This window comes from Streptomyces sp. JLSY215, assembly GCF_059682825.1.
Window position 1 is genome coordinate 2,702,354 of record NZ_CM185022.1, and the last position, 13,553, is coordinate 2,715,906.

Here is a 13,553-nt window from a genome sequence, read left to right on the forward strand (position 1 = left end):
GTACGGCCCAGGCGGCACATCTGCGCGAAGGAGGCCGGACATGGCTACTGGGGCCACGCACCCGACCCTGCACGGGCCCGCGAACCCATTCCGCCGGGTCAAGAAGCGCCACACCCGGCTCGATGAGCATCTGCCCGTGGATCACCGGCTCAGCCAGGTCTACCGGATCGGTGCCGGGCTGATGGGCCTGGTGCTGATCGCCTTCGGGATCCTCGGCCTGACCCACAACATCGGCTTCTTCGACACCGGCGGTGACACCGTCGCCGGGCTGAACACCAACGGCGCGCTGAGCGTGCTGTCGATCATCGTCGGGGCGATACTCGTCGCCGGCGCGGTCATCGGCGGGAACTTCGCCTCGACCCTCAACATCGTCTGGGGCGTCCTCTTCCTCCTCAGCGGATTCGTGAATCTGGCGCTGTTGCAGACGGGTGCGAACTTCCTCGCCTTCCAGATCCAGAACGTCATCTTCAGCTTCATCGTCGGACTGATGCTGCTGGTCTTCGGGATGTACGGACGGGTGAGCGGCGGGCTGTCGAACGACAACCCGTACTGGCGCGCCCGGCACCCGGAGGAGGCGGAGCAATTCGACCGCGGGCAGTGGCATGCCGTATCCGGTATGACGGCCGGCCGGCAGTCGTTCCGCGTGCGCGTTCAGGGCACGTTGCACGCCGGCCGCGGTTCGATCGGCCCCGGTACCAGTACCAACACCCGCAGAGCCCCGAGCGCGGGCAGCAAGGAGTCGTGAGCCGGGGCGAGGAGACGTCAGGGCGTACCGAGGTGGGGTCGTGACTCGGTACGCCCTGACGGCTGGCCGGATGGAGCCGGGCACGAGGAGGAGTCAGGAGGGGACGCGGCGGGGAGGGAAACAGGGGGACGGAATGGAGCAGGGAGCGGCAGGATGACGCAGCTGGGGAACGCCGCCTCGCCCGCGGGTGGCGGGCTGCAGAAGGCGACGGTCGAGGCACTCGCCAAGCGGATCCTCGACGGTACGTACGGCGAGGGCGATGACCTCTCCCTGACGGATCTCATGACGGATCTGGACGTCACGCAGACCATGGCGCGCGAGGCGATCAAGGTGCTGGCCGCCAAGGGCCTGGTCGACGCCAGCCAGAAGGGCGACAGCCTGGTACGCCCCCGCGAGGACTGGAATCTGCTGGACGGCGATGTGCTGCGCTGGAAGCTCGCGGCGGGCGCATCGTCCGATTTCTTCGCCGACATGCTCGAACTCCGCCGGTCCATCGAGCCCGCCGCGGCCGCGCTCGCCGCGGAGCGCCGTACCGATGACGATCTCGCGGCCCTCGAATCCGCGCTGAGCGCGATGGCCGCCACCGACCCCGATACCGATCCCGAGCCCGAGCTGCTGGTGCGCGCCGATGCGTCCTTCCACACCGCGCTGCTGCTCGCGTCCAACAACCGCTTCTACGCCCAGCTGCACCGGGTGATCGTGCCCGCCCTCGTCCAACGCGACCGGGCCGCGCACGCCGGTGGCGGCGAATTCGCGCATCCGTATGCCGCACACGCCGCGGTCGTCGAGGCCGTACGCGACCGGGACGTCGACGGCGCCTATATGGCGATGCTCGAACTGCTCGACAAGTCCGCACGGAAACACTCGTAGAAGGCCGGCCGCTCCGCGCCGCTTCCGCGCGACAATCGCGGTGGTGGCGACCGACCACGGCGGCCGCGGCTCCGGCCGCGGCCGCGTGTGGCTGCGGCGATGACGGCCGTGGGCGGGACGTCGCGCAGGTAGCCGACGCCGGAAGGACGGGCCGCTGCATGAAGATCAGCCGCATCGAGACGTTTCTCGCCCCGCCCCGCTGGATGTTCGTGCGGGTGGAGACCGAGGAGGGTGTGGTCGGCTGGGGCGAGCCGGTGGTCGAAGGGCGGGCCGAACCGGTCCGGGCGGCCGTGGAGGTGTTGTCGGAGTATCTGCTGGGGCGGGACGCATCGCGTATCGAGGACCACTGGCAGGTCATGACCAAGGGCGGCTTCTACCGTGGCGGGCCGGTCCTCTCGTCCGCCGTCGCCGGCCTGGACCAGGCGCTGTGGGACATCAAGGGGAAGCGCTACGGCGAACCCGTCCATCAGCTGCTCGGCGGTCCCGTGCGGGAGCGGGTCCGTGCCTACGCCTGGATCGGCGGGGACGAGCCGGGCGCCATCCGGGACGCGCTCGTGGCGCAGATCGAGGGGGGCTTCACCGCCGTCAAGATGAACGGCTGCGGCCGGATGACCGCCGTGGCCAGCCGCGCCGAGGTACGGGCGTGTCTGCTGCGCGCCGAGACCGCACGTGAAGTGCTCGGCGACGAACGGGACTTCGGCCTCGACTTCCACGGGCGGGTCTCCCCCGCCAACGCCCGCAGGCTGCTTCCGCTGCTGGCCGAGTACGCGCCGATGTTCGTCGAGGAGCCCGTCCTGCCCGAGCACACGCATGCCGTCCATGACCTCGTGAACGCCTCCTCCATCCCCCTCGCACTCGGTGAACGTCTCTTCACCCGCCGTGAGTTCCTGGCTCCGCTCCAGGCCGGCGTCTCGATCCTGCAGCCCGACGTCTCGCACGCGGGCGGCATCTCCGAGCTGCGCCGGATCGCCGCACTCGCCGAGGTGTACGGGGCGCAGCTCGCCCCGCACTGCCCGCTCGGGCCGGTCGCGCTGGCCGCCTGCCTCCAGATCGCCTTCACCACACCGAACTTCCTCATCCAGGAGCAGTCCCTCGGCATCCACTACAACGAGGGCGCCGAGCTGCTGGACTACGTCGTGGATCCGGAGCCGTTCCGCTTCCACGACGGGACGCTGCTGCGCACCGACCGCCCGGGACTCGGCGTGGAGGTGGACGAGGCCGCCGTGCGCGCGGCCGACGCGAAGGGCCACGCCTGGCGGAACCCCGTCTGGCGCGATGCGGACGGCGCGTTCGCGGAATGGTGACCGGCCGGGCGGCACAGGATCAGGGGCAGGATCAGGGGCAGGAGCAGGAGAGAGGAGGAGAACCATGGACCTCAGCACGGCGCTGCGGGCCGAGCGGCTGATCGCCATCATCCGCGGCAAGGATGCGGAGGCGTCCTTCCGTACGGTCATGGCCTTGACGGAGGAGGGTATTCCGCCGGTCGAGATCTCGCTCGGCGGTCGCGACGCCCGCACCGTCATCCGGCGGGCGCGCGCCGCGCTCGGCGATGCGGCCTGGATCGGGGCGGGCACGGTGCCTTCCGCCGCCGATGCCCTTCCCCGAACTCTCCACTCCGTTCGGGCAGGGGAGACCCCGATCGCCGCCGAGGCCGGGGCGAATCCGGTCGTGACGCCCGGCCTTGGGGCCGGAGTGGAGGAATCCGTGCGGCAGGGGCTGCCGACACTCGCCGGGGTGCTGACACCGTCCGAGGTGATCGCGGCCGATGCCCTGGGGGTCTCCGCGCTGCAGCTCTTCCCGACCTCCCTGGGCGGCCCCGACGACCTTCGGGTGATCGGGGACGCGGCGGACGGCGGCGACCTTGACGCGCTGCGCCGCCGGGCGGCGGAGTTCAGGGCGGCGTGCGCGCGATGACCGGGGAGATACCACCGCAGGGGCAGCGGCGCCCGAGCTGGGAGACGCGCCGGGCGGCGCTGTGTGCGGGGCCGCGCACCGGGCCGGATGTCCTCACCTTCGGCGAGACGATGGTCGCCCTGCGCGGCAGCGGCCCGCTGAAACTCGGCGGCACGATGGCCGTCTCCATCGCCGGCGCGGAGAGCAATGTCGCGATCGGCCTGGCGCGGCTGGGGCACCCGGTGCGCTGGGCGGGCGCGGTCGGCGACGACGAGGCCGGGCGGCTGGTGCTCCGTACGCTCCGGGCCGAGGGCGTGGAGGTGTCCGCCGTCCCGGCCGACCCGGACGCCCCGACCGGCCTGATCCTCTTCGAGCCGCGCCTCCCCGAGGTCACCCGGGTGCACTACTACCGCGCGGGATCGGCCGGCTCCCGGCTCCGGGAAGACACCGTCGAACGGGCCTTTTCCGCCGCGCCGCCGCGCGTCCTGCACCTGACGGGCATCACCCCCGCGCTGAGCCCGACGGCTCGTGCCGCGGCCGGCCGCGCGCTCCGACTCGCCCGCCGGAGCGGCTCGTTGGTGTGCCTCGATGTGAATTTCCGCGCGCGTCTGTGGACCAGGGAAGAGGCCTCCCGGGTCCTGCGCGAGTGGATTCCGTCGGTGGATGTCCTGATCGCGTCGGACGATGAGCTGCCGCTGTGTGTGCCCGCGGGAACGGCCGCCGACGCGGCGGACAGGGGCGCCGAGCGCGACGCGGCCGCCGCCGTCGCGGCGCGGGCCGGGCTCCTGCTGGAGCTGGGCGTCGGCGAGGTGGTGGTCAAACTGGGCGCGGCCGGAGCGACGGCCTTCACCGCCGACGGTTCACTCCACCGGCCCGCGCAGCCGGTACGGGCCGTGGACCCCGTGGGCGCGGGCGATGCCTTCGTGGCGGGCTATCTCTCAGCGCTGCTGGACGGCTCCGACCTGGCCGGACGGCTGACCCGCGCGGTCACCACCGGCGCGTTCGCGGTCGCCTCGTCGGGGGACTGGGAGGGCGCGCCGACCCGCGCGGAGCTGGGCCTGCTGGGCGCACCGCCCGGCACGGTCGTGCGCTGACCGCGCCGCGGCTAACCTGTGGCCATGCCTCGTTACGAATACCGGTGCCGCCCGTGTGACACCACCTTCGAGCTGAACCGGCCGATGGCCGAGTCCTCCGCCCCGGCCGTCTGCCCCGACGGCCACGAGGACACCGTGAAGCTCCTGTCCGCGGTCGCCGTCGGCGGCTCCGCATCCGCCCCCGCCCCCAGTGGCGGCGGGGGCGGCGGCTGCTGCGGGGGCGGCTGCTGCGGCTAGGGCCTGGCCCGCCGGACGGGAGCCGGGCCGCACCGGCCCGCTACCGCCTGCGGGCCAGCGTCACTCCGTCCGCCACGGTGAGCATCACGGCCTCCATGCGCTCGTCGGCCCGCACATGGTCGTTGAATTGCCTGATCGCCCGAGCCGTTCCGGTGACCTCCGGATCGGCGACCTGGCCGCGGAAGAGGACGTTGTCCGCGACGACCAGACCCCCGGGCCGCAGTCTGGGCACCACTTCTTCCCAGTAGGCGATGTAGTTGGTCTTGTCCGCGTCGAGGTAGACCAGGTCGATGTGCGGCTCGGCGGGCATCGTCCGCAGGGTGTCCAGCGCGGGCCCGAGCCGCAGCCGGATGCGGTCGGCGACGCCGGCTTCCGCCCAGGCCTCGCGGCCGTGGGCGGTCCACTCCTCGGAGATGTCGCAGGCGATCAGCGTGCCGTCCGGGGGCAGCGCCTGGGCCATCGCCAGCGCCGAGAAGCCGGTGAACGTCCCCACCTCGACGATGTGCCGGGCCCCGGTCAGCCGTACCAGAAACGCGAGCAGCGGCCCCTGCTCCTGCGCCGACTGTATCCCCGCCACATCCGGGAACCGCTGGCGCGTCGTCTCCACCAGGCTCCGCTGCACGGGGTCCAACGGCGGATTGTGGGCGAGGACGTAGTCGTACAACTCGGGAGTGATCGGCGTGCTCTTGGACCGGGTCACCGGGTCTCCTTCCACTTCGCTCCTGCCTCCTCAAGTCGTTGCTATTTCCCGATCGGGCCCTCGCGCAACGCCTCGGGCGCCTCATGTCCCCGAGTAGCCGAGCCCGCCCGCACCCGCCGCGAGTGGCCCGATCGGCGCAGGGGCGCGGGGACCGCTCGCGGCGGCCCGGTACGCGTCAGGAGGCGCCGCCCGGGGCCACGGCACCGCGGAGGAAGGCCCGGACGATTTCCTCGCCCGCCGCGGCACCGCGCTCGTCGAGCGCCGTGACATGAGGGGCCTGCCAGCCGGAGTCCGCCAGCTCGCCGTGGCCCGGCCGCCATCCGCGGTCCGCCGCGAGCAGCAGATCCGCGTCGAGAAGGGAATCGCCGGCCGCGAGGATCTCGGATGCCCCGGTGCGGCGCGCCACCTCGGCGACGGCGGCGCTCTTGGTGAGCGGCTTCGGCACGGCGTAGATCTTGCGGCCCTGCAGCGACACCGTCCAGCCGCGCTGCTCCGCCCAGCCGGTGAGGTCCTTCACCCAGGTGTCCGGCAGCAGCGGCCGTTCGACGACGAGGTAGGCGAAGAGGTCCTCGGCGACGCGCTCCTTGAGCAGCCAGGCCGGATCGGCGGTACGGACGAGATGCGCGCGGATCTCGTCCAGGGGTGCGCACTGCGAGGCGAGACGGTCGGCGACGGTGCGCTGCCAGTCGGGGTCGGACTCACCCCGGACGAGGAGGTGGCCGCCGTTGGCGCAGATGGCGAACTCCGGTGCCGGGCCCGGCAGATGGATGCGTCCGTACTGTTCGCGGGTGCGGGTGGTGGTCGGCACGAAGGTGGTGCCGGCGGCCAGTTCGGCGAGCAGCGCGGCCGCCGTCTCCGTCATGTAGGAGAGCGGCTTGCGTTCGTAGGTCTCGACGCACAGGAGGCGGGGGGCCTCGGCGTCGGGCACGGCGAGGTCCAGCGCGGCGGCCGAATAGATCAGCGTGCGGTCGAGGTCGCTGGCGACGATCGCTGCCATTAGGAGGCCACCGCCTTGCCGTCGGCACCCGTGGCGCCGCGGGTGAAGCGGGGGTGGATCAGCCCGACGCAGGTGTAGGGCAGTTCGTCGACCTCTTCGACGGGCACGCCCCGTTGTTCCGCCAGGAGGCGCACATGATCGAGATCGGCCCCGGCGCCCCGCTGGGCCAGGATCTTCCAGGGGACGCGGCGCAGCAGGACGCGGGTGGTCTCGCCCACGCCGGGCTTGACGAGGTTGACGTCGTGGATGCCGTACTCCTCGCTGATCCGCTCGACGGCCGCCCAGCCCGCCCAGGTGGGGGTCCGGTCGGCGGCGGCCAGCTCCTTCACATCCGCGGCGACGGCCTCGGCGACCTCGTCGAACCGCGCGCTGACCGCGTCGAGGAACGCCCCCGACACATCGGTGCCGGCCAGCTCGCGGTAGAACTTCGCGCCGTGGAAGTCGTCGGGGCCGACGAGGTCGTCGCGCAGGACGGTCCGCGATATGAGCCCGGAGACGGTGGAGTTGAGGCAGGCGGACGGGATGAGGAAATCGTCCCGGGTGCCGTAGGTCTCGACGCAGCCGCCGGGGTCGGCGAGCACGGCGATCCGCGGGTCGAAGCCCGGGAAGTCCGCCAGCGCCCCGGCGAGTTCGCGGGTGATGGCACCCTTGCCCGTCCAGCCGTCCACGAAGACGACGTCCGCCGGGTCGTGACGGTCGGCCAGCCAGCGCAGGGCGGTGGTGTCGATGCCCCGGCCGCGCACGATGGACACGGCGTAGTGCGGCAGGTCCAGGCCGTGGGCGTGCCGCGCCCAGCGGCGCATCAGGACGCCCACGGGCGTACCGGCCCGCGCCAGCGACACCAGCACCGGACGCGCCCGCTCGGCGAGCACGGTCTCGGTGACGGCACCGACGGCCCGCGCGATCCGGCCCGCCGAGGTCTCCAGCGCGCTGCGGAACAGCGCCTGGTACTGCTCGCTCGGCTGGTATTCGACGGGCAGCGACTCGGCGTAGTGGGCGCCGCCGCTCTGGATCGCTTCCTCCCGCTCCTCGGTGGGCGCCTCCAGGGTGACGTCGGAGAGGTCCTGCAGCAGCCAGCCGACCTCGTCGGGGGCGTACGAGGAGAAGGCGGGGCCGCGCAGCGGCTCGGGGAGGGGCATGGGGCCGGCCTGTTCTTGCGGGGCGTACGACGGGATGACGGCGAGCAGCAGCCGATCGGTGTGGGGGGCGAGCCGCAGCAGGAGACCGTCGGCGGCATGGAGTTCGGGGCCGTCCCCGTGGGAGTCGACGACGGCCACGACGGCGTCGAACCGGCGCGTGGGATCGGCTCCGGGCGCGATGTTGTAGGCGTACCGCTCCCCCGGTCCGTCGGCAGGGCGGTCGTGGGCGGGGAAGGAGAGCCGGGTCCGGATCGCGTAGCCGGGGTCGTCCACGGCGAGCACCGGAGAGCGGGTGGTGGTCGAGAAGCGGACCTCTGCGCCCTCGTCCGGCGCGCGATGAGCGGCGAGGTGGGTGTCCAGGGCCTCGGCGATCCGCAGCGGTGCGTACATCAGCTCCTCGTTGCCGAGGACGAGGATCCGGCGGGCGCCGGCCAGCTGCGTCGCGAGGCGGGCGGCCATGGCGGGCAAGGCGGCCTCCAGCCGCTCGCGGTGCGCGGGGGTGAAGCCGTGCCGGCCGCCGTCGGGCAGCCCGGCGGGCCAGTCGAGGCCGACCCGTACGGGGTCGCTCCGGCGGCCGCTCGCCGTCGCCGGGGAGCCGGCCGGCGTCCCCGCGCCCTCGTGGGCGGCGACGAGCGCCTGGCCGCGCTCCAGCACGTCCGCCGGCAGGCCCACGCCCCCCGCGGCCAGGGATATGAGGTCGACGCGGGCGCCCAGTTCGGCGGCGAACTTCTCCAGGCGGCTGCGGTCCGCGGCCGAGCGCATGTCGACCAGGGCGACGACCACGTACCGCTCGCGGGGATAGCGCGAGTGCAGCGCCTTGATGGTGTTGAGGACCGTGCGGCCGGTGGAGAACTCGTCGTCGACGAGCACCAGCGGACCGTCCCCGGAGAGCAGGCCGCGGTCCTCGGGGAGCAGCAGATGGGAGGTGGCGTGGCTGTGCTCCTCCTCGAAGCCGCCCACCTTGTCGACGCCGCTGACGGGGCGGCGGGTGGAGTGCAGATAGGGCGCGAGGGCCAGGCCGTCGGCCACGGAGTGGCCCAGGCCGGTGGCGGTCTCGGCGTAGCCCAGGACGACGGAGCGGGCGGCGGCCTCGTCACCGAGCAGTTCGCGCACCCGGCGGCCCAGCCCGTAGCCGGCGCCGTGGACCACGGCGGGACGCTGCGGTACGTGCTTGCCCAGGACGTTCGACACGAGCAGATGGGCCCGCTTGGGGTTGCGCCGCAGCGCGAGGCCCAGCAGCTCCGTCAGCTCGTCCCCGCCGCTCAGCGAGACACCGAGCCGTTCGGCCACCCACTCTCCCGACCACACCACGCGTTCCGTCCGCTCCATCGTTCCGTCCATGTCGTCCACCGGTTTTCAGGTCCCCGGGAGGCTTGCCGTCAGCAGTTCCACGAACCCGATGCCCTCCCGGGCGACACCGAACGCCTCGGCGCGCAGCAAGGTGCGTTCGGCCCAGGCGCGGTGCGGCTTCACCTCGTTCATCTTGTTCGTGTAGGCGGACCGCAGGACCCCGCCGTCGCCGCGTTCGGGCCGCAGGATGTCCGCCGCGTCGCTGAACTCCTCGTGGCTGACGACCGAGAGGGCGTGCACCGGCGCCACGTGCGAGGGGTGGATGCAGGTCTTTCCCTGCAGGCCGTTCGCCCGGTCCAGTTCGATCTCGCGCAGCAGGCCGTCCATGTCGTGCTCGATCAGTGCCGTCCGCAGCTCCTCGGCCCGGCCGAGGAACGGGCTGCGGCGCAGCTGCGGCTTGAACATCCGCTCGTGCAGCCGGAAGTACTCCCACACCGGCCCGGTGACCGTGAAGCCGGTGCCGTCCGCCCGGCCCAGGACGTTCACCACGTCGGCGATCACGGAGGCGACGATGTGGACGTCATACGCCGTCATGTCGGGGGCCCTGCGCAGCCCGTAGGCGGAGCAGAAGTCCGTGACGCCGAGCCGCAGGGCGAGCACGCGCTCGCGGTACTTGCCGACGGTCTCGGCGATGCCCCTCAGGGTCTCGGCGCGGCTCTCCAGATGCAGCAGCTGCGGGGATTCGAGCACCGGCATCGCGAACAGCCGCCGTCCGCAGGCCGACTCGGCGGCGGCCAGCGCCTCCAGGAAGCGCACGCCGCGCTCCGCGGTGAACTTCGGCAGGACGAAGCCGGAGAGCCTGTGCACCGCCGGCCCGATCCGGCGCACCAGATCCGTGATCTGTCCGGGCTCCCGGACGCGGATGAACAGCAGGGGAAGGTCCGTACCCGCCTCGGCCGCCTCGTCCAGAAGGCCGAACTGCCGCACGAGGTTCTCCTCGCCGGCCTCGACATCCCCGTCTCCTATGGAGTCCTCCAGGCACAGCACCATGGACATCACGCCCCGGGCGGCCTGCTTGAGGACGTCGGCGGCGAGCCGCGGGCGGGTGGCGGGGCTGTAGAGCGTGGCCCCCAGGGCGGCCGCGAGCGTACGCGCCGGAGCATCGGCGGTGAAGTCCACCGGCTCCTGGTGGAACAGTGCCTTCCGGATGTCGGGCGGAAGGTGCCCAAAGTGACGCATACATCTCCCCGTATACAGGCGGGACCCGGCGCCCCCGCTGCGTCTCGCTGTCTGGATCCAGCCGGTAATCGTACGTGTGCGGGGGTGCCGTTAGTTCCCTCGTGCGTGAAAATCTCGTATCCCCCACGCGGCGTCCGGGTGTCCGCGGGACCGGGGCGACCACGCCCGGCGGGCCCCCGCGTTGTCCCGACGACCTCCGGGAAGGCAGGATTGCGGCATGACGCACGCGATGCTGAAAGGGTCGAACGTACCCCTCGACGCCACGGCTGTCCGGGCCGTCCTGCGCTGGACGCCCGGCGCCGATGTCCCCGATGTCGACGCCTCGGCCCTGCTGGTGGGACCCGCCGGACGCGTGCGCTCCGACGAGGACTTCGTCTTCTACAACCAGCCCCGGCACCCCAGCGGTCTGGTCCGGCATCTGCCCAGGACCCGCCTCGCCGACGGCCTGACGGAAACCATCGAGGCGGACCTGGCCACCCTGGACCCGTCCGTGGACCGGGTGGTGCTGGCCGCGTCGTCGGACGGCGGGGCCTTCGGGCGCGTTCCGGATCTGCGGGTCATGCTCTATGACGCGGCGGTGAGCGACGGCGATCCGATCGCGCTCTTCGACGTGGTGCCCGAGACGGGCGACGAGACGGCGCTGATCTGCGGGGAGCTCTACCGGCGCGGCGAGAGCTGGAAGTTCCGCGCGCTGGGGCAGGGCTACGACAGCGGGCTCGTGGGCCTGGCAACCGAGTTCGGGATCTCGGTGGAGCAGAACGACTCCGCGGGCTCCGGTCCTGCGGCGGACCCGGCCCCGGAGGACTCGGCGCCGGAGCCGCCCGCGACGGAACCCACGGCGGCCTCGGAACCGACCGCCGCACCGACCACCGCTCCCACCGCCGGGCCCTCCACCGGTCCGTCCACCCCGGTGAGCCCGCCGCCCAGCGCCTGGCCCGAGGAGGCGGCCGCCCCGGCCTCGGCGCCGGACCCCGATGCGGTCACCCAGTACATGCCGGACCCCCAGTCCGCGCCCACCGGCGGCTACGGCTACCCGCAGCACGTCCCGCCACCGCCGACGCAGCCCCCGGCCCAGCCCTCCTACGGCTACCCGGGTCCGCCACCGCAGCAGCCCCCTTACCAGCCCCAGCAGCCGCCGCCGTCCGCGTACGGCTATCCGCAGCCGCCGCAGCAGCAGCCCGCGCCGACCTACGGCTATCCGCAGCAGCAGCCGTTCGTACCCGACCCGTCGTTCGTGCTGCCGCCGCAGGGACCGCAGTTCCAGCGCCGGTAGCGCGGCGGCGCCACCCTCGGCGGGCAGCGTCACGGGCGGCGGGTCAGACCTTCGACTTGTACCCGCGCCCCCACTGGAGGCCCCAGCCGTACAGCCGGTCGAGTTCCGCCTGGAAGCCGTAGACGTACTTCACCTCGCGGCGCACCGTCAGCTCGTCCTTGGTGTTCTCGAGCATGAATACGGCGCAGGAGCGGGCCTGCGGCGCCCGCTCGTCCAGCTTGACCTCCAGCCGGGGTCCGCTGCTCGGGTAGAGGGTCACCACCGCATGCGTACGGTCGAAGGCCGGCGTCCCGTCGTAGATGTAGACGAAGATCAGCATCCGCTTGATCTCGTCCCGGTGGTCCAGGTTGATGTACAGCGTCTCGCCGGACCCCGAACCGAACCGGTCGTCGCCGCTGAGCTGGACGAACGGCGGGGCGTTGAGTTCGCCGAGGAAGTTGCCGAGCGGCTGCACCACACCCTTGGTCCCGTCCTTGAGCTCGTACAGACACGCCAGGTCCAGATCGACATTGACCACCGCCGGCCCCTGCGCCTGCACGATCTCGGGTTTGAACAGCCGCCCCGGATGCCGCAGCAGGCCGACGGTGCTCCGCCCGCCGGGCCCGCCGATGTCCGACGCCCGCATCTGCCAGTGCAGATTGACCCGCAGATGCCCGCCGGCCGCCCCCTGCTTGCTCAGCGAGACGGCCGGATTGCGTTTCGTCAGCTCGACGACATACGACGCTCCGCCGCTGTCGAAGTCGTACTTCGGCGCCCCACCGCGCCACCAGTTCCCCAGGAACGACACCTTGCCCACCCCATTGCTCGACCCCAATTGCCGCGGGGCGGCCCCGAGGTCTGCACCTCGTGACCGCCCCGCAGAGAGCGTTCCTCAATCAGCGCCGCGTCACACTCCGGACGCGACTTCCGACTTGGCTCCCGCTTCGTCCCCCGGCTTGCCCTCACGCTTGTTCCGCACCACGGACGAGGCGAAGGAGAGACCGATCAGTACGACGCCGATCAGGCCCGTGACGACCTCGGGGATCTCGTACTCGATCGTGAGGAGCAGGATGACGGCCAGCGCGCCGATCGCGTAGTGCGCGCCGTGCTCCAGGTAGACGTAGTCGTCCAGGGTCCCCTTGCGGACGAGGAAGACCGTCAGCGAACGGATGTACATCGCGCCGATGCCCAGGCCCAGCGCCATGATGAAGATGTCGTTGGTGATGGCGAACGCACTGATGACGCCGTCGAAGGAGAAGGACGCGTCGATGACCTCGAGGTAGAGGAACATGAAGAACGCGGCCTTGCCGGCCAGGCCCACGGCGGATCCGGTGCCCTTTGTCGCGGGCGCCGCGGCGGCCTCGGCGGCCTCCTCGCCGTCGTCCTCGTCTTCGTCGTCCTCTTCCAGCTTGTCCTCGAAGTAGCCGGAGATTCCGCCGACGACGAGATACGTGATGAGGCCCGCGACGCCGGAAAGCAGCACCGTGGCGCTCTTGTCACCGCCGCCGTGCGCGGCGGCCGTGGCGACCGTCATCGAGCTCACCAGCAGGACGACCAGCGCGATGATGACGGACAGCATGTCGAGCTTGCCCATCTTGGCCATGGGCTTTTCGATCCACGACAGCCATTTGTAGTCGCGCTCCTCGAAGATGAAGTCGAGGAAGATCATCAACAGGAAGATCCCGCCGAAGGCCGCGATGGCCGGATGGGCGCTGGTGACCAGTTCCTGGTATTGCGCCTTGTCGTTGATGGCGAGTTTGACCGCCTCGATCGGCCCCAGTTTGGCGGTGATCGCGACGATGACGACCGGGAAGACCAGCCGCATGCCGAATACCGCGACCAGGATGCCGACGGTGAGGAAGATCTTCTGCCAGAAGGCGTTCATCTTGCGCAGGATGCCTGCGTTGATGACGGCGTTGTCGAACGAGAGCGAGATCTCCAGGATGGACAGGATCCCGACGATCGCGAGGCCCTGCCACCCCCAGAGAATGCCCGCCAAGGCCAGGCCGAGCACCGTGATGGCGAACGACCAGCCGAAGGTTTTCAGGAGCACTGCCTACCCAATCCCTCGCTGTGTGGGGTCCCCCGCGCGCAGTG

The 13,553-nt window shown here is 71.9% G+C and carries 13 protein-coding genes; 7 read left to right on the forward strand and 6 right to left on the reverse strand.

The annotated features are described in order from the left end of the window. Positions 1-40: 40 nt before the first annotated feature. From AC5677_RS12110 to AC5677_RS12135, 6 genes are all read left to right on the forward strand, one after another. Positions 41-745 (forward strand): DUF4383 domain-containing protein, encoded by a 705-nt coding sequence (locus tag AC5677_RS12110; RefSeq protein ID WP_497195041.1) that lies wholly within the window; start codon positions 41-43, stop codon positions 743-745. 153 nt (positions 746-898) lie between these two features. Further along, a complete protein-coding gene (locus tag AC5677_RS12115; protein ID WP_497195042.1) occupies positions 899-1,615 on the forward strand; it encodes a FadR/GntR family transcriptional regulator in 717 nt (238 codons plus the stop codon). Positions 1,616-1,773: 158 nt separating this feature from the next. Beyond that, positions 1,774-2,919: a galactonate dehydratase gene (gene dgoD / locus AC5677_RS12120; protein ID WP_497195043.1), complete on the forward strand. Its 1,146-nt coding sequence runs from the start codon at positions 1,774-1,776 to the stop codon at positions 2,917-2,919. Positions 2,920-2,983: 64 nt separating this feature from the next. Next, positions 2,984-3,529: a bifunctional 4-hydroxy-2-oxoglutarate aldolase/2-dehydro-3-deoxy-phosphogluconate aldolase gene (locus AC5677_RS12125; protein WP_497195044.1), complete on the forward strand. Its 546-nt coding sequence runs from the start codon at positions 2,984-2,986 to the stop codon at positions 3,527-3,529. Next, positions 3,526-4,602: a sugar kinase gene (locus tag AC5677_RS12130; RefSeq protein ID WP_497196593.1), complete on the forward strand. Its 1,077-nt coding sequence runs from the start codon at positions 3,526-3,528 to the stop codon at positions 4,600-4,602. The genes AC5677_RS12125 and AC5677_RS12130 overlap by 4 nt, the downstream gene beginning before the upstream one ends. Before the next feature lie 24 nt (positions 4,603-4,626). Continuing rightward, positions 4,627-4,839 carry an FmdB family zinc ribbon protein gene (locus tag AC5677_RS12135; RefSeq protein WP_497195045.1) on the forward strand — a complete coding sequence of 71 codons (213 nt, stop codon included), beginning with the start codon at positions 4,627-4,629 and terminating at the stop codon, positions 4,837-4,839. Positions 4,840-4,879: 40 nt separating this feature from the next. Here the strand turns inward: AC5677_RS12135 and AC5677_RS12140 are convergent, their stop codons facing one another. The 4 genes from AC5677_RS12140 to AC5677_RS12155 form a co-directional block, all read right to left on the reverse strand. Continuing rightward, on the reverse strand, positions 4,880-5,539 hold the full coding sequence (locus tag AC5677_RS12140) for an O-methyltransferase (protein ID WP_497195046.1): 660 nt from the start codon (positions 5,537-5,539) through the stop codon (positions 4,880-4,882). Between the two features lie 175 nt (positions 5,540-5,714). Then, complete coding sequence (locus AC5677_RS12145) at positions 5,715-6,536, reverse strand: HAD family hydrolase (RefSeq protein WP_497195047.1); 822 nt, start codon at positions 6,534-6,536, stop codon at positions 5,715-5,717. After that, positions 6,536-9,016 (reverse strand): phosphoribosyltransferase, encoded by a 2,481-nt coding sequence (locus AC5677_RS12150; protein ID WP_497195048.1) that lies wholly within the window; start codon positions 9,014-9,016, stop codon positions 6,536-6,538. Before AC5677_RS12150 ends, AC5677_RS12145 begins: the two co-directional genes overlap by 1 nt. A 15-nt stretch (positions 9,017-9,031) precedes the next feature. Further along, positions 9,032-10,204, reverse strand: a complete 1,173-nt coding sequence (locus tag AC5677_RS12155) for an HpcH/HpaI aldolase/citrate lyase family protein (RefSeq protein WP_497195049.1) — start codon at positions 10,202-10,204, stop codon at positions 9,032-9,034. Positions 10,205-10,421: 217 nt separating this feature from the next. On the opposite strand from AC5677_RS12155, the gene AC5677_RS12160 reads away from it, so the two are divergent. Next, the gene (locus AC5677_RS12160; protein WP_497195050.1) at positions 10,422-11,477 is read left to right on the forward strand and encodes a TerD family protein; all 1,056 of its coding nucleotides are present in this window, start codon (positions 10,422-10,424) and stop codon (positions 11,475-11,477) included. A gap of 43 nt (positions 11,478-11,520) precedes the next feature. On the opposite strand, the gene AC5677_RS12165 is transcribed toward AC5677_RS12160, so the two are convergent. After that, a complete protein-coding gene (locus tag AC5677_RS12165; RefSeq protein ID WP_497195051.1) occupies positions 11,521-12,264 on the reverse strand; it encodes a TerD family protein in 744 nt (247 codons plus the stop codon). A gap of 99 nt (positions 12,265-12,363) precedes the next feature. Further along, on the reverse strand, positions 12,364-13,509 hold the full coding sequence (locus AC5677_RS12170) for a DUF475 domain-containing protein (RefSeq protein ID WP_497195052.1): 1,146 nt from the start codon (positions 13,507-13,509) through the stop codon (positions 12,364-12,366). Positions 13,510-13,553 lie beyond the last annotated feature (44 nt).